We start from the raw sequence: 24,327 nt of genomic DNA, 5'->3' as shown, positions 1-24,327 counted from the left end.
TGTCGAAAGCCGACGGCATCGATCCGCAATTCCCAATCCGCGACGTCGCCCGTCGACCAAGGTCGACGGCTACGTAAGAACGCCGAACGCCGAACGCCGAACGTCGAACGTCGAACGTCGAACGTCGAACGTCGAACGCTGAACGCTGAACGCTGAACGCTGAACGCTGAACGCCGGATAGCACGAGCGAAGGCCAAAAGGCCAAAGGCCGATGGCCGAAGGCCCAGGGTAGGCGTCGGGCTTGCTCGACGCGGGCTGCTTTAGCCCCGGAAGAGTGTCAGCAATTCGCGGGCGGCCGCAAAGGCGGTGGTCCGGCCCTCGGCGACCGCAGACTCGAGCGCCGGGAGCGCGTCGGCCACGCGTGGATGCGCGCGGAATGCGGCATCGACCTCCGTGCTGACGAGCTCGCGCATCCACTCGATCGATTGCGCCCGACGGCGGGATGCCAGCTGTCGGTTTGCCACCATCCGGGCGTGATGTTCGATCACCAGGTCCCAGATGTCGCCGACGCCGGCCGGAGTGACCGCCGAGCAGGTGACGACCGGTGGATTCCAGCCGTTCGCGGCGGCCGGGAACAGGTGCAGTGCCGCCTGGTACTCGACGCGCGCGCGTTCGGCGAGCGCCAGCATGTCGCCGTCGGCCTTGGTGATCGCGATGGCGTCGACCATCTCGATGATGCCGCGCTTGATGCCCTGCAACTGGTCCCCGGCGCCGGGCAGCAGCAACAGCAGGAAGAAGTCGGTCATCGATCGGACAGCCGTCTCCGACTGCCCCACCCCGACCGTCTCGACGAGGATGGTGCCAAACCCCGCGGCCTCGCAGAGCAGGATCGTCTCGCGTGTGTGCCGGGCCACTCCGCCAAGGAAGCCGCGCGCCGGCGACGGACGGATGTACGCGCCATCCTCGAGCGCCAGCCGTTCCATGCGCGTCTTGTCGCCGAGGATGCTGCCGCGCGAGATCGGGCTGGACGGATCGACGCTGAGCACGGCAACGCGCTCACCACGATCTCGCACGAGGTGGATGCCCAGGGCGTCGATGAAGGTGCTCTTGCCGACGCCGGGCACGCCCGTGATGCCGACCCGCCGCGACCGGCCCGCGTGCGGCAACACCGCGTCGAGCAGCGCCGCCGCGGCGTCGGCATCCGCTGCGCGCTCGCTTTCGACGAGCGTGATCGCGCGGGCAAGGATAGCGGTGTCTCCGCCGAGCACGCCGTCGACGTACCGGGCGAGGGGCAATCGCGGCGGCGTCATGCGGCGCGCGTCGCGCCCAGCGCTTCGAGAATCTGCTGCGCGCAGATCGGGATCACGCTGCCAGGACCGAACACGGCGGTCACGCCCACCTGCTCGAGAAACACGTGGTCCTGCGGCGGGATGACGCCGCCGACGACGACCAGGATGTCCGCGCGGCCGTACTGTTTCAGTGCCGCGATCAGGTCTGGGACGAGTGTCTTGTGGCCTCCCGCCAGCGTCGAGACGCCGAGCACATGCACGTCGTTCTCCACCGCCATGCGCGCCGCTTCCTGCGGCGTCTGGAACAGCGGACCGACGTCGACGTCGAAGCCCAGATCGGCAAACGCCGTGGCGACGACCCGCGCACCGCGGTCGTGCCCGTCCTGTCCCAGCTTGCTCACGAGGATGCGCGGACGCCGCCCCTCGTCGGCGGCAAACCGCTCGGCCATCTGTCTCGCCTTCTGGAACTCGGGATCCTGTTCGCTCTCCGAGGAGTACACGCCGGAGATGGTACGACTGACGGCCTGGTAGCGGCCGAACACCGCCTCCAGCGCGCCGGAAATCTCGCCGAGGGTGGCCCGCACCCGCGCCGCAGCGACGGCCAGGGCCAGCAGGTTGCCGTCGCGACGTTCGGCGGCCTGGGTCAGCGCGCGCAGCGATTGCTGCACCGCCGCGGCATCGCGTCCGCCCTTCACCTGCGCAAGGCGGCGCAATTGGGTCGCGCGCACCGCGCGGTTGTCCACCTCGAGCACCTCGATCGGCGCGTCGTGCTCACGCCGGTACGCGTTGACGCCGACGATGCGTTCGCGTCCGGTGTCGATGCGCGCCTGGCGACGGGCGGCAGCCTCCTCGATCCGCATCTTGGGCAGGCCCGTCTCGATCGCCTTCGCCATGCCGCCCAGTCGCTCGACTTCCTGGATGTGGCGCCACGCCTTGTCCATCAGTTCGTGCGTGAGGCGCTCCACGTAGTAGCTGCCAGCCCACGGATCGACCACCTTCGTGATGCCGGTTTCCTGCTGCAGGTAGATCTGGGTGTTGCGCGCGATGCGCGCCGAGAAGTCGGTCGGTAGCGCAATCGCCTCGTCGAGCGCGTTGGTGTGCAGCGATTGCGTGTGGCCGAGTGCGGCCGCCATCGCCTCCACGCACGTGCGGGTCACGTTGTTGAAGGGGTCCTGCGCGGTGAGGCTCCAGCCCGATGTCTGCGAGTGCGTCCGCAGCGCCATCGACTTCGGGTTCTTCGGGCTGAACCCGTGCACCAGGCGCGCCCACAGTGCCCGCGCGGCCCGCAGCTTCGCGATCTCCATGAAGTGATGCATGCCGATCGCCCAGAAGAAGCTGAGGCGAGGGGCGAAGTCGTCGATGTCCAGTCCCACCGCGAGACCGGTCCGGATGTACTCGAGTCCGTCGGCCAGCGTGTAGGCGAGTTCCAGGTCGGCCGTCGCCCCCGCTTCCTGCATGTGATACCCGCTGATCGAGATGCAGTTGAAGAGCGGCATCCGTTCCGAGCAGTACCTGAAGATGTCACCGACGATCCGCATCGACGGTCCGGGGCCGTAGATGTACGTGTTGCGGACCATGAACTCCTTGAGGATGTCGTTCTGGATCGTGCCGGTGAGCCGTTCGGGCGTCACGCCCTGCTCCTCGGCAGCGACGATGTAGAACGCCATGATCGGGAGCACCGCCCCGTTCATGGTCATCGACACCGACATCCGGTCCAGCGGGATCTGGTCGAAGAGGATCTTCATGTCCTCGACCGAGTCGATGGCGACACCCGCCTTGCCGACGTCGCCGACGACGCGCTCGTTGTCCGAGTCGTAGCCGCGGTGCGTCGCCAGGTCGAACGCCACCGACAGGCCCTTCTGCCCGGCGGCGAGGTTGCGCCGGTAGAAGGCGTTGGAGTCCTCCGCGGTCGAAAAGCCTGCGTACTGACGGATCGTCCACGGCTGCAGCGCGTACATCGTCGAATACGGCCCGCGCAGGAACGGCGGCAGCCCGGCCGCATACTCGAGGTGATCGAGGCCATCGAGATCGGCGCGGGTATAGTACGGCTTGATCGCGATGCCCTCGGCCGTCATCCAGGCACGAGCCTCCTCGGCACCGCCGCGCGCTGCAGGTCGTGCGTCCGTGTTGGCGGCCGGCACAGGCACGGTCCGTGCCTCACGGGGCATGGCGCGATAGTCGATGCTCGAGAAATCCGGGCGCGGCATGGCCTCGTCAGAAGCGTCGACCTGCTGCAGGAGTGTCCATGCCTCACGGGCCAGCGCGTCGGTGAGCGACTCGACGAAATACGACCCGCCAGCCGGGTCGGCGACCGCATCGAGGTGCGCCTCGTCGGCGAGGATGTGGGGCACGTTGGCGGCGAGATGCGCGTCGTAGCCGTGCGGCTCGACGAGCAGAGTGTCGGCACCGCCGATCGCCGCCGACATCGCTTCCGTTGTGGCGCGCAGCAGGTTGGTCCAGGGGTCGAGGGCACTCGTGTTGGCGCCTGCGGTGCGCACGTGCACGCGCATGGTCTGAGCGGATGCGTCAAACGCGTGCAGCACCGCGGCCCAGAGCAGGCGAGCGGCGCGCAGCTTGGCGATCTCGACGAAATACGTGGACCCGACCGCGAAGACGCATTCGATGCGTGCCGCGGCCGCACCCACGGGCGTGCCGGCGTGCACCGCAGCCGCGATGCGATCCACCGCCTCGGCGATTGCGAAGGCCAGTTCCTGCACGGGCGTGGCGCCCGCGTCGTGCAGGCGGTCGGCGCGAATGGCGTCGGGTGGCCATGAAGGCGTCGTCACCGGCTCGAAGGGACCACCGGCGCCGCGCACGAACGGCGGCGTCCCTGGCACGCCGTCGATCAGATGGTCGAGGCCAACGAGATCCTCGCTGCGGTAGAACGGCTTGACGATGACACCGTCATCGATCCGCCACGCCAGCCGACGCTCGAATTCGTCGTCCTTCACGTCGGCGCGCGCCAGCGCGTGCCACTCGGCAGTCGCCACCGGCGGGAACGCATCCCGCAGCACGAGCGGCGCGATTTCCGTCGTGCCCTCGCCTGAGTCAGCCATCGAGGCTGCCCTCCTGGACCACCTCGAGGATGTAGCCGAAGGCCGCGGCATCGGTCGTCCTGGGGTGCACGAAGAAGACCGTGGTGCCACGCGACCCCTTGCGTGGTGCTGCATCGATGATGCGGAACCCCTTGGCCGTGAGGTCGTCGAAGGCGGCCTGGATGTCGGCGACACGCAGCGCCACGTGCGCCATGCCGCCTCGGCCGCCGTTCTTCTCGATCTGCCTGGCGACTGGAGAGTCCGGCGTCAGCGGCTCCAGGAGCTGCACGAGGTTCGGTCCGCCGCCGACCTGCAGGAGCACCTCGCGCACCTGGTCGATGCCGAGCACATCTTCGCGATGGATTTCGGTGAAGCCCAGCGTCTTGTACACCTCGACCTGCGCATCCAACTGCCCCGGGGGCACCGCGATGGCGACGTGATCGAAGCAGATGAAGCCCGGTACCTGCGTGGCGTCGGTCATCGGCTGCACTCCACGACGATCGGGCTGGCGTGCGGGATGCCACGGACGCCAATGGTGACGTCCGCCATCCCGAGCCACATTGTCGCCACCGCCTGCACCTGCGCCCGCGCCTGGGCCTGCATCGCTGCCTCCGTCCACAGCCTACTCCGTCAGGCTGCGCGGACGCACGTTTGGCTCCTGCACGGATGGCAGCCGTGCGGTCGGCACCGCCCGCATCGCGCTGGCCACGCGCCTCATCCTGTAAACCGTAAGCCACGCCATACGTGTAGGCCGGCTCCACCCCCGCCAAGGCTACGGTGCGACAAGCGTCCATGCGCCCGCGCCACCGACCGGCGCGATGTACGGCCCGGGTAGCCTGCAGCCCGTAGCCCAAACGCGAATATCGTACAAGCCCGCGCCTACGAGATCCGCTGGACTGCACATGCGCTACGGTCCAGATGGCCTTCGCGGGGCCCGTCAGCCGTGTGCGTTCGCCCCGCATGCAGCGTTGTTCCTGCACGGCACAACTCCGACACCAGGACGGTGGACTGGCGCACGCACGCGTGCCAGGGAGCATTTCAATGAAGGACAAGTACATCATCCTGCGCGAACCATCACCTCGAACGCGCGGCGGACCGGTTGCCGGTCCGACAGGTGGCACCGGCACCCGTGCCGGACTCGAAGTCGAAATCGACGAACTCGATCGGCGGAGCAGCCGTGCCGTGGCGGCCACGAGGGACGTGAAGGGCGATCGCCCCGATCATCCCGATGAAACTCATCGGTCCAGTGCCGACGACAGCGGACACGGCGCAGCCGGCTGCGGGAACGGCCTGGGGCGTCACCGCGGTGAAAGCCGATGTGTCCATCTTCGACGGCACGGACGTCATCGTCGCCGTGCTCGACACGGGGATCGCGCAAGCGCACCCCGCCTTCACCGGCGTGACCATCGTCGAGAAGGACTTCACCGGCGAGGGTAACGGCGACAAGTACGGCCACGGCACCCATTGCGCGGGCACCGTCTTCGGCCGCGACGTCAACGGCACCCGCATCGGCGTGGCCCGGGGAGTGAACAAGGCGCTCATCGGCAAGGTGCTCGGCGCCAGCGGCGGTGGGAGCGACGCCATCGTCCGTGCCATCAACTGGGTGATCGAGGAAGGCGCGAACGTGATCTCGATGTCGCTCGGTATCGACTTCCCGGGATTCGTCAAGAAGCTGATCGACGAGGGCATGGCCGCCGAAATGGCGACGACGATGGCGCTCGAAGGCTACCGGCAGAACATCCTGTTGTTCGAGCGGTTGGCCTCGCTGATCCGGGCGCGTGAGGCATTCGGCGAGACGACGGTGATCGTGGCCGCCGCGGGCAACGAAAGCCAGCGCGACGAGAACGCCGACTTCGAGATCGCGTGCAGCCCGCCGGCCGTGTCGGAAGGGTTGATCTCGGTGGCCGCACTCGGCCAGTCCGGCACGGGGTTCGTCGTCGCGCCATTCAGCAACAAGAACGTCATCGTGTCTGGCCCGGGCGTCGGCATCCGGTCGGCGAAAGCGACCGGCGGGCTCGTGTCGATGAGCGGCACGAGCATGGCGACTCCGCACGTCGCCGGCGTCGCGGCCCTGTGGATGCAACAGCTCGCGCAGAACGGACCGGTGCCAGGGTCGCTGCTCAAGGCCAAGCTCGTGGCCTCCGGTGTGCAGGCGGGCATCACCGGCACGTTCGACGTCGCCGACATCGGGTCGGGGATGGTCCAAGCACCGTAACGCTTGATGCTTAACGCTTAGCGCTTCCCGCCAGGGCGAGACGCCGCTCACCCGGCTCCACCTTTGTCCTTGAAGGCTCAGGCGTCAGGCGCCAGGCGTTAGGCGTCAGGCGTTAGGCGTTAGGCATTAGGCGTTTCTGGCCTCACCTGACCTGTTCGCTGAAGTCGCCAGTGGCGGGATCGCGAACAATCAGCTTGGCACGACCATCGGGGAGCAGCTCGCGCTTGATCACGAGCTGCCCCTCGAACATCTCCGGCTCGACGTGCAGCCTCGGCACGTCGCCGCCCCGCCAGTCTGGCAGCGTCACCGGCTCCCATAGCCGGCTCTTCGCTGACCGATACGCCGCGTCCATCACCGCGTTGACCACCACGCCGTCGTAGAAGGATTCCTGCGGTTGTCGCCCGGCCTCCATCGCTTCGAACATGTCGGTGAACATGTCGACGTACCCGAGCTCGGCCACTTCGTCGCCGACCGGGAACAACCAGCCATCAGCCGTCTCCGCCTTCTCGGCGACATACCCGGCACGCCGTGCCGCCGTGAACATCTCGTAGCCGGTGCGCAGGAAGTGATTCAACCAGATCGTGCCGTGGGTGCCGGCGATCTCGTCACGCAGGTCCATGCCGCCGCGGAACGTCCAGCTCACTTCGAACTGGCCGAGCGCGCCGGATGCGAAGCGCACGAGCGCGACCGCGTTGTCCTCGGCCTCGACAGGGTGTACCAGCGTGTCGGCCCAGCACATCACCTCCACGGGGCGGTTCCCCTTGCCGACGAAGTTGCGGATGATCTCGATGCAGTGGCAGCCGAGATCGATGATCGCGCCGCCGCCGGTGAGCCGATGGTCCCAGAACCACGCGGCGTGCGGACCCGGGTGCGCCTCGCGCGCCCGCACCCAGGTCACCTCACCGACCGCGCCTTCGCGCACCGACGCAATCGCCTTCAGGGTCTTCGGCGTGTAACACAGGTCCTCGAGGTAACCGGCGAAGACGCCCGCGTCCTCGACCACCTTCAGCATCCGCCACGCCTCGTCGGCCGTGCGCCCGAGCGGCTTGGTGCACAGCACCGCCTTGCCCGCCTGCGCCGCCATGCCGACAGCCTCCTCGTGCAGGTGATTGGGAAGCGCGATCACGACGACGTCGGTCTGTGGATGGGCGATGGCCGCGGCCATGTCGGTGAGTGCGTGCGGCACGCCCCACCGCCGCGCGAAGTCCGCGGCGCGAGCCGCCTGTCGCGAGTAGATCACGTCGACCCGATCGCGACTGCGCTGCGCGTGCAGCGTGCGCGTGTAGAAATCGCCGATGAGCCCGGCACCGAGCATCGTGATGGAGTGACTGAGCATTGTGCACAGCGTAATGCCGAATGCCGCGATGCGGATCGCCGCCGTTCTCCGGGTACCGGGTTCCGGGCTCCGTTCTCCGTTCTCGCCCTCCGTCCTACCTCCCTCCTCCGTCCTCCCTCCTCCGTCCTCCCTCCTCCGTCCTCCCTCCTCCGTCCTTTCCGCTATGTCACATTCCGCGCTCGCGTTGGGCAAGCAAGGGTTTATCCTCGAAGGGTCAGCCACGCCGACGTCCGGCCGCTGACCTCAAGCCATGCGCACCATCCAGACATCCTCAGGCGCCGGGAACCTCGTGTCCCCCAGCATCACGCCCGTGATGCGCCGCATGACGATGTGCGCCTGTCGCTGTTCCTGCCCCTGCTGTCACTAGCCGCGCGTCACTCCTGACCGGTACCTGCCGCGGCAACGCCGCCCGGGCCTGACGTCCGTCTTTCCTGCTTCCGTAACCCGTCACGGGAGTCGTGTGCCTGCACGCGATCCCGGGCCGTCGGCGCACTCGGTGCCGTCGACGCCGTGTGAGGACCTGTCCATGTACCCGCATCTTTCACCTCCCCGCGTGTTGGGGTCGTGGGCCATCGCGACGCTCGTCGCCGCGTCGCCCGCGATCGTCTCCGCGCAGTCCACTGCCACGCTTGTCGGCGTGGTGCTCGACAGTTCCGGTGCGGCCCTGCCAGGCGCGACGGTCGAAGTCGCGAGTCCCGCCCTGATCGAGCGCACCAGGGCCACCGTCACTACCGACGATGGCCGCTACCGCGTCGTGGATCTGCGGCCTGGCGACTACACCCTCACGTTCTCGCTCGGCGGCTTCCAGACCGTCCGCCGCGAACACGTGCTGCTGACCACGGCGATCACCACGACCGTGGACGCGACGCTGTCGATCGGCGCGCTCGACGAGGCGATCACGGTGCGGGGTGGCGCACCGGTGATCGACACGCGATCGGGCACGTCCGAACGGCCGCTGAGCCAGGAGTTGATCGAGGGCATTCCGGTCGGGCGCATCCCGAACGTCGCGGTGATGCTGGTGCCGGGCGCGGTGACGGCGCGGCCTGACGTCGGCGGGTCCGAGACCGGTCAGACAGCGGGCGTCTCGATCCACGGTTCGCAGACACGCGACCTGGTCTGGAATACCGACGGCCTCGACATGACGTCGAACACGGGATCGGGCGGCGTCTCGGGCCAGTACCCGAACCAGGGCGCCTACCAGGAGATCGTGGTGCAGACGCGCGCGTTGCCGGCAGAGATCGGCGCCGGCGGCGTCAGCGTCAACATGATCACCAAGGATGGCGGCAACCGTTTCCGCGGCGAGTTGTTCAGCACCTACACGAGTGGCGCACTACAGGGCAGCAACGTGAGCGATGCCCAGCGCGAGCGTGGCTTGATCGCGCCGAGTGCGATGGACGTGTTCAACGACCTGAACGGCGGTGTCGGAGGACCGATCAAGCCGGACGCGCTGTGGTTCTATGGCAGTGCACGGCGCTTCCAGGTCGATCGGTTCGAGGCCAACACGTTCAATCCCGATGGAACGCAGGCCCTCGACGAGAACTACATCTGGAATGCGACAGGCAAGCTGACGTGGCAGATCAACCGCGCCAATCGGCTGACGAGTTTCGTCGACTACAACTACAAGCTCCGCGAGCATCGCCGCCAGACGACGGCGGCCTACCAGTTCGTCTCGCCGGAAGCGAGTTACTACTCGCCGCTGTGGGGGCCGGTGGCCAACACGAAGCTGACATCGACCCTGGGTTCGAACCTGCTGCTCGACACGGGCTTCTCCTGGTACTACGTGCCCTGGTCGCTCGACTACCAGCCCGATCTCGCGGCCGATGCCTTACCGCGGGTGGATATCGCCCAGTCGACGCTCACGGGCGCACCGCCGCCAGCGATGCTTCGGGCGACGCAGGAGCGGCGGACCTGGAACGCGGTGCTCTCATGGCTGCCACGCTGGCGCGGCGAGCACCAGGTGCGCACCGGTGTGCAGGTGCAACACGCGCCATACGGCCAGGAGTTCGACTCGCTTGGGCACGGCGACCTCGTGGCGCGCTATCGCAACGGCGTGCCGGACTCGGTGACGGTGTACAACACGCCGGTCAGCACGAACATGAGCCAGCTCGAACTGGGCGTGTTCGTGCAGGACTCGTGGGCGATCACTCCACGCCTGACGATCAACCCGGGCCTGCGATTCGAGCGGCACACGGGCAGTCTCGGCCAGCAGTCGGCGGCCGCCGGGCAATTCGTGCCGGCGCGGACGTTCGAGGCGCAGTCGAACCTGGTCGTGTGGAACACCTTCGTGCCGCGCCTCGCGGCGTCGTTGGATCTCAGCGGCCGCGGGCGTACGGTGGTCAAGGCAAGCGCGAGCCAGTACGCGCAGCGACAGGGTTCGCAGCTGATCGACCAGTTCAATCCCCTCCGGCAGAACACGGAGAATCGCAGCTGGAACGATCGCAACGGCGATCTCGTCCCGCAGCTGGACGAAATCGGGCCTGGCCAGGGCGCGCTCGATCGCGGCGCCACCGTGCGGATCTCTGATGGCCTGAAGCGTCCGACGCAGTGGGAGTACAGCGCCAGCCTCGAACACCAGCTGGCCGACGACTTCTCCGTGGCCGTGAGCTGGTTCCGCCGCGACTACCGCGACCTGACGGCCGTGGTGAACCTCGCGATCTCGCCCGATGACTTCACGCCGCTGGAGATCACCAACCCGCTCGACGGCACGCCGTTCACGATCTACAACCAGTCGGCGGCGAGCATCGGCCGTGTCGACAACGCGCTCATCAACTCGGACCTGCTGGATCAGCGCTACCAGGGCGTGGAGGCCACCGTCACCCGTCGCTTCGCTGGCGGGCTGGCACTGTTGGGCGGCGTGACGTTCGGAAAGAACACAGCCAACACGTCGGCCAGCACCAACCCGAACGACCGCATCAACTCCGAGGGCGACGACCTCCTCGATTCGCGCGTCATCGTCAACCTGTCGGCCATCTATCAACTGCCGTGGCAGTTGCAGGCCGCGGCGCATTTCGCCCACTACGACGGCCAGCCGCTGCGCCGCATCTACACCGTCACCCGCACAGTAGCGCCGACACTGCGGCAGGTGAGCCAGGACGTGCTGCTGCTGCCGACCGGCGAAGAGCGCAAGCCCGATCAGTCGTTGCTCGACGTGCGCCTCGGACGGCGTTTCAGCCTGGGTCGCGGGCTCACGGTGGAACCACTGCTCGAGGTCTACAACGTGCTGAACGAGAACGCCTCGGTCACCGAGGTGGAACAGGTGGGCGCAGCACTCGGGCGCATCTCGCGCAACGTCGACGCCCGGCTCGTCCGGCTCGGCGTGAAAGTGCAGTTCTAGGGGCGGGGAACGGAACGGGAATCGGAATCGGGAATCGGGAATCGATTGAAGATAGAGAGAGACCATCATGAAGCGAACATTGCCAATACTGCTTGCCTCCGTGCTGCTCGTCGGCACGTCGTCCTACACCGCCGCGGCGCAGGATCTCCCGTGGGAGACGCTCGCCTCGCGCATCGTGAGCTCCCTCGAGGTGCGCAAGGGCGAGCGGGTGCTGTTGCGTTACGACCCGCAGACCTACGGCGCGCTCGAGCCGGTGGTCCGGAAGCAACTCGAGGCCGCCGGCGCGGTCGTGGAGTCGCTGACCTACGCGCCCGCGGCGGACCTCGCTGCCCGCCTGGCGCGCACGGATGTCTACATCTGGTTGCCGGCCGGCGAATCGGCCAACACCGGCCCCGCCGAACGGGCCCTGCTCGCGAAATGGCTCGATGAGGGCAAGGGCCGGCAGATCCATTTCCACTGGAACGGCGGGACCCGTGACGCCGACGGACTGCCGGTCGCGCACACGCCGGCCTACGACGCGGTCTACCTCGATGCGCTGAACATCGACTACGCGGTGCTCGGCCGCCGGCAGCGTGCCGCGGCCAGCCTGTTGCGCTCGGCCGAGGCGAGGGTGACGACGCCGGCGGGCACGGACATCCGCTTCCGCGTCGGCGATCGGCCCTTCAACCTGCAGGATGGCGACGCGTCGCGCGAGCGGATCGCGGAGGCGAAGGTGCGCGTGGACCGCGAAGTGGAGTTGCCGGCAGGCGTGTTGCGCGTGGCCCCACTGGAGTCGACGGTGCAGGGGACGCTCGTTGTTCCAAAGGCCCGGTTCGGCGCGACGGTGGTGACGCGCGCGCGTCTCGAGATCAAGGACGGACTTGTGGTGAAGGCGACCGCGGACGAGGGTCAGGCGGCGCTGGACGCCTTCCTGGCGTCGGCGCCGGGGGCGAAGCAGTTCCGGGAGTTCGGCCTCGGCTTCAACCCGAAGCTGGTCGTCCCCGCCGGTCAGACGGCGCTTCCCTACTACGGCTACGGGGACGCCGTCGTCCGCCTGAGCCTGGGCGACAACGAGGAGATCGGTGGCGCGGTCCGTGGCGGCGGCGTGCGGTGGCTGTTCTTCCCCGACACGACGGTGACCGTCGGCTCGACCACGCTCGTGAAGAACGGCAAGCTGGTCGACCTGACGTCGCGGAGGTAAGGGAGGTTCAGGAACACAGGAACACAGGAGCTCAGGAGCTCAGGGACAGGGTGGCAACAGGACAGCAGCACAGGAGGCCGTAAGCGGCGATCGGTAGCGGTAGGTAGGCGGTATGAGGTATGACGGGTTGGGCGGCTAATATCTAGCGTCCAGCGTCCAGCGTCTTGCGTTCGGCGTTCGGCGTTAAGCTGTGCCCATGCACGACATTCCCCCCAACACAAAGACCGCCGAGGCTGCGCATGGTAGCGCCCCGCTGTCCGAGCGGGGCGAAGTGCCTGCGGTCGGAGCGGCTCTGACCCTGCCTGGTGCTGCTGCTCCAACGGTCCGCAACGTCGCCGTCGACGCCTACCGCGGCTTCGTGATGTTCCTGATGATGGCCGAGGTGCTGCAGCTCGCCAAGGTGGCGGCGGCGTATCCCGGCAGTTGGTTGATCAACGTGCTCGCGTACCACCAGACTCACGTCGCGTGGGCGGGTGCGTCGCTCCACGATCTCATCCAGCCGTCGTTCTCGCTGCTGGTGGGCGTCGCCCTCGCCTACTCGTTTGCGCGCCGTGTCGCCGAGGACGGCTTCGGCAAGGCCTTCGCGCACGCGGCGTGGCGCTCGCTGATCCTCATCGCCCTCGGCGTGTTCCTGCGATCGATGGGTCGGCAGCAGACCAACTTCACCTTCGAAGACACCCTGTCGCAGATCGGCATGGGCTACCCGTTCCTCTTCCTGCTGGCGACGCAGTCGACGCGCCGTCTCTGGATCGCGCTGGGAGTGATCCTCGGCGGCTACTGGCTCGCGTGGGCGCTCTTCCCTGTCGCCGGTGCCGGCTATGACTTCGCTGCCGTCGGCGTGCCCGCCGACTGGACGCATCACTACACCGGGCTGATGGCGCACTGGAACAAGAACGCCAATCTCGGGCAGGCGTTCGACACCTGGTTCCTCAACCTGTTCCCCCGGGAGCGGCTGTTCGTGGCCAACCGCGGTGGCTACCTCACCCTCAGCTTCATCCCGACGCTCGGCACGATGATCCTCGGCCTCATCGCCGGCCGCCAGTTGCGCGGCGCGTCGCCCCGAATCCCGCTGCAGTGGCTGCTCGTGACCGGCGCCGCCCTGGTCGCCGCTGGCGTCGTGTTGCACGTGGCTGGCATCAACCCGATCGTGAAGCGCATCTGGACCCCGGCCTGGACGCTGTTCAGTGGTGGCCTCTGCTACCTGCTGCTCGCGGGTTTCTCGTGGGTCATCGACATGAAGGGCTACCGCCGCTGGGCCTTCCCGCTCGTCGTGATCGGCCTCAACTCGATCGCCGCATACGTGGTCGCGCACCTGTGGGAGTCGTTCATCGTCTCGTCGTTCAAGACGCACCTGGGGCAGGGCATCTTCGACCTGTTCGGCACCGGTCCCGCCCCGTTCGTCGAGGGCGTCGCGGTGCTCGCCATCTACTGGGGCACGCTGTACTGGATGTACAACCGCAAGGTGTTCTTGCGGATCTGATTTCGGGAGTCGGGAGTTGGGAGTCGGGAGTCGGGAGTTGGGATTCGTTGGGAGTCGGTCGGGGATCCTGCGCCGGCTGCCCGAACGAATGCCGGACGCCAAACGCAGAAAGCTGAACCGGTCAGCGCCGAGCAAGCTCGACGCCTGCGTCTTCCTCTGGGGTTGATGTGGCCGTCGAGATTCCACCCGCCAAGGCTACGGGGCACAAGTCAAGTCGACGGGACTTCGCGCCAGGAGTCGCAGATAGCCGATGGTCGCGCCGAGTGCCGTGGAGGCGCCCCGTGGAGGCGACCCGCCCGGCGTTCGGAGGCGATCGGCAGTCGGGAATTCGAGAATGGCTGACCGAAGCCCATCTGCGGCGACAGGTGGGCCGAACGCAACATGTTGCTCGGCGTTACCAAGGCCGTGCTTTGGGACATCGATCTGGGCTTGCATGACAGCTCGAGCGCGTTAGGCTGTGAGCGTGCCATTGATCGTCGGGCTCGTGCTTGTCGCCTTGGTGCTGCCGCTCGTGCTGTTGCCCGTCTCGGTGGTGCAACGCTACCGGATGGGCACGGCTCGTGGTCCGGCGCGCGCGTGGGTGGCCAACCTCAATATCGGTGGTTTCCTGGTCGCGGCGGGCGTCGTCGTGATCACGTCGACCATCACCGCTCTCTGGGTGCCGTCTGCGTTGTCGGCCACGTCCGGGGCGCTTCTCGCCGGGGCGTTGCTCGGCATGATCGGCCTGTCGCTGAGCCATTGGGAGACACAGGCGGGTCAGCTGTACTTCACGCCGAACCGGTGGCTGGTGGGCGCGTTGACGATGCTCGTGGTCGCGCGGCTGGCGTATGGCGCGTGGCGGCTGTGGGATGCCTGGCTGAGATGGGGCGGCGAGTCCGGTTGGATCGCGTCGGCCGGTGCCTCCGGATCGCTCGCGGCCGGAGCGTTGCTGATCGGCTACGGACTCGGGTTCTGGTCCGCTGTCCGGTGGCGCATCGCCCGCCGCAAGGCGGCGCTGCTGATGCAGATCTGAATGCCTCATCGTCATGCCTCGTGCCTGAGACCTGAGACCTGAGACCTGAGACTTGAGGCTTGAGGCTCGAGGCTCGAGGCTCGACGGCTACAAACCAGCCAGCGGCCCTGCTGCTCGGCGTTCGGCGTTCAGCGTTCGGCGTTCGCCCCGGTACCCGTTTCCTACGGTGGTGGCGACGCGGCAATCACGCCGTGATGCAGCGCCATGTAGTACGGGAGCAGGTACGAGGTGCCATCGGCGAGACGGCTGTCGGTGCCCTTGTGATCGAGCGCAAACGGGTCGACGTTCCAGTGGAACACCATACGCTCGTCGACCGGCAGCACCTTGCCATCGCTCGCACGTACCCCCACCGGCGTGGCCGCGTCCGGGCGGACGTGTGCGTCGAGCCGGCGGACATCGAGCCGATGGGAATTCTCGAGGCCGTGATCGACGAGATCCACCGGGAAACGTCGCAACGTATCCAGCGTGTCGTCGAGCCATGACGCGTCAGGCAACGCCAACGATTCGACCTCGAACGCGGAGGTGAACGTCTGATCCTTCAGCGAAACCGCCGCAACGAGATTGAAGAACGGGTTGCGTTCCGGCCGTTCCAGCTGCCAGTACCCGTGCAGCGACCTGGCGGCCGCAGCTCGCACCACCGGATCCCGCTCGTACTTGAGCAGGTGGTAGTAGTTCATGAACGCCATCTCGTCGTCGGACTGGTTGCCGCCGCCCACGCCGAGAGTGACCTTCGGGTGCGACAGGTTCATCGCGTAGCCATGACGGCTCACCAGCGTCGACGCCGCGGCGTCGTAGCGCCCGTCTCCGGTGACGTGGTGCGCGATGCGCAGGTACGTGAGCATGGACAGGCTGTTGAGTCCGCGCTCGTCCGTCCAGTTCAGGCTGGCGTTGAGCACCGATGGACCGAACATGCCCCAGCGCGTCGGCTTGCCATCGTGATCGACGAGCGTGAAATCGTGTGTGAGCAGATGATCGGTGATGCGACGTACCACGGCTGCCACCTCGGCCCGTTCCGCATCGTCGCGGGCGACGAGATCGTGGTACAGCGCATAGAAGAAGTAATGCCCGTCGAGTTCGTCCGAACTGGTGTCGGACTTCCAGTACCACTGCCCATCGGCACTGCGCGGCCAGCGTGGCGCAATCACCTTCCACATCGCGTCACGTGCCTGGCGGCGACGGTCGTTCTCGGGACTGTCCTGGATGTTGGGATCACGTCCGCTGATCGGCATGATGCTTCGGGCGGGGAATCCGTCCGGCGGGCTGTGCTCGCCACCACGCGTCACGTCCACGAGGAATCGCAGCGCCTCGAAGGCCCGGCGCGCGCGCTGCCGTGCGGCCTCGCTGCGGGTGGCTGCGTACGCGAAGCACTCCGCCGCGCCGTACATGCCGGTCCACAGCCCGTCGTTGTCGTTGTCGGTGGTGAAGGCCGTGGTGACGTCGCCCGGCGTCTTCAGGTGCGCCTCGACCACGTAGCCGTATGGCGTCCGCCGGTGATGGCGATCGATGGCGTCCTCGAACGCCGCGGCCTTGGCCGCGAGCGTCGTCGGGCGAGCTTCGATTCCAGCTCGCCCACCAGCCGTGTCGAACCAGGCCGTGCCGCTCGCATCGACGGTGACGCCGCGAATCTCGTCGTGTGGCAGCCAGCGTCGCCCCTGCCGGTACTCGTAGGCGCCATCCGGCGCGATGCGGACGGCTCCACGCCGGCTCCCGACCCACATGGCGCCGTCGGGCGCCGCGGCCATCGAGGTGACGTCGAGGACGGGCAGCCCGCGCGCCGGGTCGATGAAGCGCCAGCCCTCCGGCTCTTGCACACCGAGTCCCTGCGGCGAGGCGACCCAGAGACGGCCGCGGACGTCGAACGCGATTGCGGTGATCGTGCGTGGATCCCAGCCCCCGTGTGCGTTGCGTAGCCGCTCGGCCTGCCACGCGCCGTTGCGCCACACGCGCAGACCGTCGCCAACAACTGCGGCGGCATTGCCTCCCGGTCCGGACGCGACGAGTGTGGCGCCTTCCGGGGGCGCCGGCCGGACGGACGGGCTCGCGCCGACATCGGACGACGGCAGCGCCGCCGGGGCCGCAACAGCCCGTTGCTGCAGGAAGGCGACGTCTGGCAGCGGTTGCGCCACCGACATGCCCGCGCCGAGTGCGGCCGCCACGCCCCACAGGACCGCCGCTGATCTGTACATCACGGTTCGGAATGCTACCGCATCGCCGCGCGGCGCCGGACGGAGCGAGATCAGGGCCGCACACCCGCACAGGCAGCCGAACGCTACGCCTGCTGCCACCCTTGGTCCAGGGCCGTTTTCGCGTCGTTCGGGACCATCCGCGGGCATCAGCCTTGCAGCACGTCCGTGCACATGCGTGTCCTCGGTCTGCGAGTCCCGGCGGCGGGCATTCACACTGCGGTCGCAGTGTGTGCGTGCGTCGCGGCCATCGGAGCGGTCGGGTCCGCCGATGGTGCTCGATGGACCACGGCCGCCCGCAACGACGCCCTCGCCCGGGCCGTCGTCTGGCAGGCGCCCGATGTGTCGCCCAATGCGGCCGACCTGTCGCGACCGCCCGACAAGCTGCCTGATGACGTGACCTGCACGTTCAAGATGACTCCGCTGCATGGCAGCGTGCCCAAGTTCACCTGTGCCCTGCCCTCCGGCGAGTTGTTGCGAGTCAAGTACGCCGGGCCCGAGCCGCACGGCGAAGTCGCGGCGTCCCGGCTGCTCCTCGCCCTCGGCTTCGGCGCCGATCACGTCGGCTTCGTGCGCCGTGTCCGCTGCCACGGTTGCCCGTGGTCGCCGTTTGCCACGATCGCCGCGGTCACACTCGCGCGGGCGGGCGGACTCTACGAGCGAGTCGCCCGAAGCGACCGCGCGGTGGACTTCGAATGGGTGTCGGTGGAACGCCGGTTCGATGGCGAGAAGATCGAAACCGACACCGTCGAAGGATGGACCTTCCACGAGTTCGCGCGCGTCCGGACGGCATCGCCCACGCATGCCGACGCGCTGCGATTGATCGCCGTGTTCCTGGCGCATTGGGACAACAAGTCGGAGAACCAGCGCCTGATCTGCCTCAGCGGACCGCCAGGCAAGGATGGCCGGTGCGCGATGCCGATGGCCATGCTGCAGGACGTCGGAGCCACGTTCGGGCCGCGCAAGGTCAACCTCGCAGCCTGGCGCAGTGCGGCGATCTGGACCGATCGGGCCCGCTGTGAGATCGGCATGCCCGACCTGCCGCATGGCGGGGCCACCTTCGTGCCAGTGCGTGTGTCGGAGGCGGGCCGGCGCTTCCTCGCCGAGCGCCTGCAGGCACTCTCGGGCGCGCAGCTCGCCAGCCTGTTTCGCGGCGCCCGATTCGAGCCGCGGTACGGCGCGGTGAGCGCTTGGGTGACGGTATTCCAGGCCCGCGTCGCGCAGATCGCCGACGGCCCGCCGTGTCCACAGTGAACAGGCATCGGCCTTGGGTCTCAGGTCTCAGGTCTCAGGTCTCGGGTCTCGGGTCTCGGGTCTCGGGTCTTAGGCATGAGGCATGAGGCTTCAAGCGTCAAGCGTCAAGCATCAAGCGTACGACGCCAGCATCCACGGTGACACCGGCACGCGTGATGGACTGGAAGTACAGTTTGTCATCCACGATCTCGCAGAGCATGAAGCTGTAGTCGCGATCGAAAGCCCGTGCCACCGTCGGCCCGGACGACGCGTCGCCGGTCCTCAGCGAACCTGCGGCCCCGGTGATGAAGTAGACGATGCCCTGCTGCGGTGTGCTGCGCTGATAGAAATGCTCGTGCCCTGAGAACACCGCATGCACGCCATGCGTGATGAGGATGGATTCGAGATGCCATCGCATCAGCAGGCCCGTGCGCTCATAGCGGCCGGCGGTGTAGAGCGGATGGTGCAGGATGCAGAGCTTCCAGAGCGCCCGTGAGCGCCCCAGCTCGCGGTCCAACCACGCCAGTTGCGTGGCGTCGACGTTCGTGCTGTCGAGTGCGAAGATGCGCACCAGGTCGCGGAGGCGCGCCAGCGGCGGACCGGACGGTTCGAACGAGTAGAAGCGCTGCCCGTCCATGTTGAAGCCCGCGTAGAAGCGCTGCGCGGGGTCGTCGTGATTGCCCAGCACCGCCTGGAATCGCACCCCGGCTTCTCGCAGGGCGCGGTAGGGTTCCTCGAACTTCTGGCGGTAATCCTCGGGCGAGGCCGGGCCTTCGTAGATGTTGTCGCCGACCATCAGCACGAGCGGAAACGCGAACCGCTGATGGTAGCCGGCCATCCTCTGCGCGACGTCGTACTGCGGCGGCCATCCACGTCCGCCGTCGCCAATCACCGCGAACTTGACCGACGACGCGTTGGCCGGCAGGGCCAGCCAGTCCGGCGGGCGGCCGCGCAGATCGTCCTCACTCACACTTACGGTCCGCTCCGACGCGGCGGACCGTGCACGGCAGGCCGCCGACAGTGCCGCCAGTGGGGCCACGAGGAGACACCGTCGGACGAGGTTGGGACCAGGCTGCACGACCAAGGGGCAGAGCAAGCCTCGGGCCGTATATCCCTGGCCGTGCCACGGCGCCGTGACGCCCTGGGGAACGTGTTCCAGCCCGCGTTGCCCGGAACGTGAACGGCCTACTCGGCCTTCGCCTTGGCGTTCGGCTTTCGGCTTTCGGCGTTCGTCAGGCGTTAAGCGTTAGCCGTTAGTGGTTGGTCACGAGACGCAGCGCCTCGATCGCCGCGCCGCGCGCGCCTGCGGTGTCTCCGTTCGGCATGATGCGCAACGGGATGTCCGATTGCTCTTCGCGCTGCGCCGGCATCCCGGCACGAATCTCCGACAGGAACCACGACTGGAACGCGGGCGAAGCCTCGATCGCACCGCCGCCGACGATGAGCGCGTCCGGATCGAAGGTGTTCACCATCTGATCGAAGAACAGCCCGAGGGCATGCGCCTGGACGCGGAAGATGTCACGGCACATCGCGTCGCCGCGCTCGGCCAGCCCACGCACCCGCTTGGCGGCGTCCCTGACGTCGAGTGCCGCGAGTTCGTGGTCCGGGTACTTGCGCAGGAACGTCGGCAGGAGCGTGTTGCGGATGGCGGTCAGCGAGCAGACCGACTCGAGATCGCCGATGCGGCCGCAGTTGCAATGCGGGTCGACGTCCTCCAGTCCGGCGATCCTCTGCGTCGGGATCAACACATGACCGCATTCGCCGCCGAAACCCGCGCGGCCGGTCACGACGCGGCCGTCGACGATGACGCCGCCTCCGAGGCCCGTGCCGACAATCGCGGAAATCGACGTCGCAGGCGTCCTGCCGAAGATGCCGAAGTGGCCCCACAGGGCACCGGCATTGCCGTCGTTGAGGTAACAGACCGGCCGCTGCAGGCGAATGGAGAGGTTACCGGGGAGGTCGAACCCGGCCCACTGCGGGTGCACGAAGTTGGTCGAGCCCTTCGCGCTGAGCACGCCGGTGGCGCTCGCCGGCCCAGGCGTGTCCAGACCAACCGAGATGACGTCGTCCAGCGACACGCCGGCCGACTGCACGGCGATGGCGAGCCCGTCCGCAATCTGCTGCAGGCAGATGTCGGGGCCCTCGATGCTGCGAGCAGGATGCTCGCACAGGCCATCGATGAGGAACCGTCCGTTGAGGTCGATGAGCGTGTAGTTGACGGCCGTGCCGCCAAGATCGATGCCCGCGATGAGCTGCATGCGGACAATTCCACCGGAAATCACCGGGGATGTCGAGTGACCCGTTCGACGGCACCCGTACCGGATCGATACGGGCGCCGTCCGTGCGTTTACTTCTTGATGCTTTCGCCGACGTCCTCGATGGCTTCGCCGATGTTGCGCTTCACCTTGCCGTAGCCTTCGCGCACGTCTCCGGACGCCTCGTCCGCGACGCCTTCGTCGTACAGACGCTGGTCACCCGCGGCGTTGCCGATCACCTGCTTGGTCTTGCCTTTGGCTTGCTCGACCTTGCCCTTGATTTCGTCGTTGTTCATGACTCGCTCCTCGGTTGGGGGTACGCGCCACCTCGTGTGACGCGGACGTTCGATGTCCGGGAGAGTGCAAGCCACGTTCCCTTTGCGCAGGTTGGGCGATGTGGACGATCTCAGCCGCGTGGAGCGGTCAGCGCTCGAGCCGCGGCGACCAGTTGGGCACCGGTGTGTGGCTTGCGTAGCAGGCCGGCGATGCCCTTCTGGTAGATGACGTCCGGTGCAAGCGTGTCCACGAGCCCCGACACGAGCAGAATCGGGATGTCCGGGCGCAGGCTGCGCACTTCCTGGGCGAACTGCAAGCCCGACATCTTCGGCATGGTGTTGTCGGTGACGACGAGCGAGAACGAGTCGGGTCGCCTCCTGAACTCCTCGAGTGCCGTCAGGCTCGCGGAGAACGCCGCAACACGGAATCCGGCGCTGACCAGTTGCCGGCGGCTGAGATCACTGATCGCCTCCTCGTCGTCCACGAACAGGATCAGCGGCGCCGACTCATCGGGCACATCGAGCGCATGCTGAGCAACCTCTGATGCTGCCGCTGGCAGGTACACGTCCACCCGCGTGCCTTCGCCCAGGCGGCTTTGCAGATCCACGCAGCCGCCGGCACCCTGGACGATGCCGTGCACCATGGACAAGCCGAGGCCCGTTCCCTTTCCGACCGGTTTAGTGGTGAAGAAGGGCTCGAAGGCGTGCTGCTGCACTTCGTCGCTCATGCCGTGGCCAGAGTCGATGACCGAGAGGCGCGCGTAGAGGCCCTTGCTCATCAACGGATGCGCCTGCACGAAGGCGTCGTCGGGGCGGAACGCCGTGAGCGCCACCTCGATGCTGCCGGTGGCATCGCCGATCGCCTGCGCGCCGTTGGTCACGAGGTTCATCAGCACCTGCTGGACCTGCGTCGGATCGACGCGTACCGGCGGCACCTCGGCGTCGTGGCGATACCGGATCTCGATCAGGGACGGGATGGTGGAACGCAGCAGGTCCACCGCTTCGAGCGTCGGGCGATGCAGCGCCACGGCGAGCCTGGCCGAGTCGCTCGGACGGCTGAACGCAAGCATCCGGAGCACCAGCTCCTGGCCGCGCGCCGCCGCCACACGCACCTGCTCCAGGTCAGCGAGCGCCTGCGGATCGGTGACGACCGAGGTCACCAGTTCCGAGTAGCCGATGATGCTGCGCAACAGGTTGTTGAAGTCGTGCGCGATGCCGCCGGCGAGCGTGCCGATGGCCTCGAGCTTCTGGGCCTGGCGGAGTTGGGCCTCGAGGGTCCGGCGCTCGCTGATGTCGACGATGGTCGTGAGGATGATCACGCCGTCAGGCGTGTGGACGGGGTTGAGACCGATCTCGATGGGCAGCTCGGTGCCGTCTTTCCGCAGCCCGAACAGGTCCCGGCCGGCGCCCATGCGGCGCGACTGTGGTGCCGCCTGGAAGGCGCGGCGAACGCCCGAATGTCCCCACCGGAAGCGCTCTGGCACGAGCACCTCGACCGACTGTCCCAGCAATTCGTCAGGTCCGTACCCGAACAACCGCTCGGCTTCACGATTGGCAAGGACGATGGCGCCCGAGTGGTCAATGACGAGCTTGCCGGTGGGCGACGAATCGAAGGCCAACTTGAACAGGTCGGCGGATGGCGTCTTCATCAGGTCCAGCTCCGGAGGTGGCTCGGGCATCGTACTGACCGCAATGAATTAATCAACCGGATGCGGAGGTTATCACTGCTATTGTCGCGTGCAAGCCACTTCCCTCACCTGGAGCCTGGTCCAGCCAACTCAACAGCACGGTTACAGGTCCAGAGACCAAGGACAGCCACCTCATGTCGCGACAGATTCTTCTCATCACCGGGGACGCGGGCGAGAGCTTCGAATGCCTCTACGCAAGTCAGCGCTTGCGGGAGGCCGGGTTCGCTCCGCGCATCGCCGCGCCGAGCCGGCGCCGGCTCCACCTGGTCATCCACGACTTCGAGCCGGGATGGGACACCTACATCGAGCGACCGGGGTACGGCGCCGAATCCGACCTGACGTTCGCCGAGGCGAGTGTGCACGACTTCGAGGCCATCCTCGTGCTCGGGGGGCGGGCGCCCGAGTACCTCCGCCACGACCCGCGCGTCCTCGATCTGGTGCGTGCCTTCGACGCGGCGGGCAAATGGGTGTTCGCGATCTGCCATGGCGTCCAGGTGCTGGCCGCCGCCGGCGTCATCGCCGGCAAGCAGGTGACCGCGTACGAGCATTGCCGATGGGAGATCGAGGCGTGCGGTGCCACGTACCTCACGGCCGACCAGGCGGTGCGGGACGGCCGCATCGTCACCGGGCAGACGTGGCAGTCGCATCCCGAGTTCTACCGGCACGTGTTTGCCTGCTTGGGATGACATTCGGGTACCGGGTACCGGGTACCGGGTACCGGGTACCGGGTACCGGGTACCGGGTACCGGGTACCGGCACCGAGGCGCCGGCAGGCAGGCTGCAGGCCGTAGGCTGAACCTTAGAGCTGGGGATTATTGCTACCCCGTGCTGGGAGATTCTTCCCGGCGACGCCGACGGTTGCCGCACGCGCGTGAGCTTCCCCGAACATTTCCGCGTGCGCCGGCGCGGCACAGCTGATGCAACGGTCATGGACAGTCGTGGGAGATCCTGCGGCCGTTCAGGAGGTGTGCATGTCAGTCTTCCGCACCATCGTCGCCGCCATCGACTTCAGCGAGACGTCGGATGAAGCCCTCCGGGTTGCCTGCGAACTGGCGTCGAGCCAGGGCAGCACCCTCCACCTGCTTCACGTGATACCCGATGCCCGCCAGCAGGCGTGGAGTGTCGAGGCGCCGGGCCTCGATTTCTCGGCGCTCCAGCAGGAGAGCGTGGCCGATGCGGAACGGATCCTTGCCGCCCGTACGCTCCCGGCAACCAGTCCGGTAGCGCACGTCGTGCGGAAGGTGGTTTCCGGCCTGCCCGCGGCTCGCGAGATCGACCAGTACGCCGCCAGCCAGGGCGCTGACCTGATCGTCGTAGGTACGCATGGCTACGGCCCAGTACGCCGCCTGGTGCTCGGCAGTGTCGCCGACCAGGTGGTGCGCATGGCGCCCTGCCCGGTGCTGATGGTGCCGCATCACGCGCTCCGTGCCTCTTCGCCGGCCTGGGCCGTCCCACACGAAAAGGAGATGACCGCCATATGAGAGCCGAAAGTCTTGTCGAGGCCCCTCTCAGCACGTTGTTCTGGGACGAGGGCACCGTACCGCAGCCTCACCGCGGCCTCCGGGACTGGAGGGCGATCGTGCTGGACGCCTATGTGCTCCAGCCGACGCTGAGCCTCACGACCCGGCAGGGGCAGCGCCTGTGGGGCATGGACGCCCCGACCTGCACCGACGTGCTGGACGCCCTGGTCGACGCCGGCGTCCTGACGCGTACCCCGGACGGGCAGTACTGCCGGCTGGACTACGTCGGCAACGTCCATCCGCCCGACCTGCTGTAGCGACACGACGGCGTCTCCCCCGGGCCCCACCGCTGGCGCATCGGGCGAAGCGGTAAGGACCCGGGGCGAGGCGGACGTCGCGGCGACGGCCGCAC

At 67.7% G+C, this 24,327-nt stretch carries 19 protein-coding genes and 1 pseudogene; 9 read left to right on the top strand and 11 right to left on the bottom strand.

Annotation, left to right across the window (positions count from 1 at the left end):
* Nucleotides 1-260 precede the first annotated feature (260 nt).
* The 5 genes and pseudogenes from meaB to LuPra_RS33870 form a co-directional block, all read right to left on the bottom strand.
* Nucleotides 261-1,250 (bottom strand): methylmalonyl Co-A mutase-associated GTPase MeaB, encoded by a 990-nt coding sequence (gene meaB, locus LuPra_RS07185; protein WP_110170120.1) that lies wholly within the window; start codon nt 1,248-1,250, stop codon nt 261-263.
* Nucleotides 1,247-3,436: a methylmalonyl-CoA mutase gene (gene scpA, locus LuPra_RS07180; RefSeq protein ID WP_234800910.1), complete on the bottom strand. Its 2,190-nt coding sequence runs from the start codon at nt 3,434-3,436 to the stop codon at nt 1,247-1,249. The genes meaB and scpA overlap by 4 nt, the downstream gene beginning before the upstream one ends.
* A 24-nt stretch (nt 3,437-3,460) precedes the next feature.
* Nucleotides 3,461-4,285: pseudogene (locus LuPra_RS34290) on the bottom strand (methylmalonyl-CoA mutase family protein); the annotation flags it as partial.
* Nucleotides 4,278-4,745, bottom strand: a complete 468-nt coding sequence (locus LuPra_RS07175) for a VOC family protein (protein ID WP_110170118.1) — start codon at nt 4,743-4,745, stop codon at nt 4,278-4,280. The pseudogene LuPra_RS34290 and the gene LuPra_RS07175, both read right to left, overlap by 8 nt.
* Nucleotides 4,742-4,867 (bottom strand): hypothetical protein, encoded by a 126-nt coding sequence (locus LuPra_RS33870; protein WP_257724493.1) that lies wholly within the window; start codon nt 4,865-4,867, stop codon nt 4,742-4,744. Before LuPra_RS33870 ends, LuPra_RS07175 begins: the two co-directional genes overlap by 4 nt.
* Nucleotides 4,868-5,492: 625 nt before the next feature.
* Between LuPra_RS33870 and LuPra_RS07170 the strand changes: the two genes are divergently transcribed.
* Entirely contained in the window at nt 5,493-6,479 is a 987-nt protein-coding gene (locus LuPra_RS07170; RefSeq protein WP_110170117.1) for a S8 family peptidase, read from the top strand.
* Between the two features lie 142 nt (nt 6,480-6,621).
* Here LuPra_RS07170 and LuPra_RS07165 read toward each other — a convergent pair whose 3' ends face one another.
* A complete protein-coding gene (locus tag LuPra_RS07165) occupies nt 6,622-7,815 on the bottom strand; it encodes a Gfo/Idh/MocA family protein (protein WP_110170116.1) in 1,194 nt (397 codons plus the stop codon).
* Nucleotides 7,816-8,341: 526 nt separating this feature from the next.
* Here LuPra_RS07165 and LuPra_RS07155 point away from each other — a divergent pair.
* The 4 genes from LuPra_RS07155 (at nt 8,342) to LuPra_RS07140 (ending at nt 14,821) form a co-directional block, all read left to right on the top strand.
* Nucleotides 8,342-11,149 (top strand): TonB-dependent receptor, encoded by a 2,808-nt coding sequence (locus LuPra_RS07155; RefSeq protein WP_110170114.1) that lies wholly within the window; start codon nt 8,342-8,344, stop codon nt 11,147-11,149.
* Between the two features lie 67 nt (nt 11,150-11,216).
* A complete protein-coding gene (locus tag LuPra_RS07150) occupies nt 11,217-12,329 on the top strand; it encodes an aminopeptidase (RefSeq protein ID WP_110170113.1) in 1,113 nt (370 codons plus the stop codon).
* A gap of 196 nt (nt 12,330-12,525) precedes the next feature.
* Entirely contained in the window at nt 12,526-13,809 is a 1,284-nt protein-coding gene (locus tag LuPra_RS07145) for an acyltransferase family protein (RefSeq protein ID WP_234800771.1), read from the top strand.
* Nucleotides 13,810-14,272: 463 nt separating this feature from the next.
* On the top strand, nt 14,273-14,821 hold the full coding sequence (locus LuPra_RS07140; RefSeq protein ID WP_157898850.1) for a hypothetical protein: 549 nt from the start codon (nt 14,273-14,275) through the stop codon (nt 14,819-14,821).
* Between the two features lie 161 nt (nt 14,822-14,982).
* Here the strand turns inward: LuPra_RS07140 and LuPra_RS07135 are convergent, their stop codons facing one another.
* Entirely contained in the window at nt 14,983-17,010 is a 2,028-nt protein-coding gene (locus LuPra_RS07135; protein WP_157898849.1) for a hypothetical protein, read from the bottom strand.
* A gap of 222 nt (nt 17,011-17,232) precedes the next feature.
* Between LuPra_RS07135 and LuPra_RS07130 the strand changes: the two genes are divergently transcribed.
* Nucleotides 17,233-18,258, top strand: coding sequence for a hypothetical protein (locus LuPra_RS07130; protein ID WP_234800770.1), 1,026 nt, complete (start codon nt 17,233-17,235; stop codon nt 18,256-18,258).
* A gap of 97 nt (nt 18,259-18,355) precedes the next feature.
* Here LuPra_RS07130 and LuPra_RS07125 read toward each other — a convergent pair whose 3' ends face one another.
* The 4 genes from LuPra_RS07125 to LuPra_RS07110 form a co-directional block, all read right to left on the bottom strand.
* The gene (locus tag LuPra_RS07125; protein ID WP_157898847.1) at nt 18,356-19,207 is read right to left on the bottom strand and encodes a metallophosphoesterase family protein; all 852 of its coding nucleotides are present in this window, start codon (nt 19,205-19,207) and stop codon (nt 18,356-18,358) included.
* Nucleotides 19,208-19,490: 283 nt separating this feature from the next.
* Entirely contained in the window at nt 19,491-20,495 is a 1,005-nt protein-coding gene (locus tag LuPra_RS07120; protein ID WP_110170108.1) for an ROK family protein, read from the bottom strand.
* Nucleotides 20,496-20,584: 89 nt separating this feature from the next.
* A complete protein-coding gene (locus LuPra_RS07115) occupies nt 20,585-20,788 on the bottom strand; it encodes a CsbD family protein (protein ID WP_110170107.1) in 204 nt (67 codons plus the stop codon).
* Between the two features lie 110 nt (nt 20,789-20,898).
* Entirely contained in the window at nt 20,899-22,416 is a 1,518-nt protein-coding gene (locus LuPra_RS07110) for a hybrid sensor histidine kinase/response regulator (protein WP_162271316.1), read from the bottom strand.
* A 173-nt stretch (nt 22,417-22,589) separates the two neighbouring features.
* Here LuPra_RS07110 and LuPra_RS07105 point away from each other — a divergent pair, with 173 nt between their 5' ends.
* From LuPra_RS07105 to LuPra_RS07095, 3 genes are all read left to right on the top strand, one after another.
* Nucleotides 22,590-23,141 carry a DJ-1/PfpI family protein gene (locus LuPra_RS07105; protein ID WP_110170105.1) on the top strand — a complete coding sequence of 184 codons (552 nt, stop codon included), beginning with the start codon at nt 22,590-22,592 and terminating at the stop codon, nt 23,139-23,141.
* Nucleotides 23,142-23,426: 285 nt separating this feature from the next.
* Nucleotides 23,427-23,936: a universal stress protein gene (locus LuPra_RS07100; RefSeq protein ID WP_157898846.1), complete on the top strand. Its 510-nt coding sequence runs from the start codon at nt 23,427-23,429 to the stop codon at nt 23,934-23,936.
* Nucleotides 23,933-24,232 carry a hypothetical protein gene (locus LuPra_RS07095; protein WP_110170103.1) on the top strand — a complete coding sequence of 100 codons (300 nt, stop codon included), beginning with the start codon at nt 23,933-23,935 and terminating at the stop codon, nt 24,230-24,232. Before LuPra_RS07100 ends, LuPra_RS07095 begins: the two co-directional genes overlap by 4 nt.
* Nucleotides 24,233-24,327 lie beyond the last annotated feature (95 nt).

This window comes from Luteitalea pratensis, assembly GCF_001618865.1.
GTDB lineage: Bacteria > Acidobacteriota > Vicinamibacteria > Vicinamibacterales > Vicinamibacteraceae > Luteitalea > Luteitalea pratensis.
This window is presented reverse-complemented; position numbering and strand designations above follow the sequence as displayed.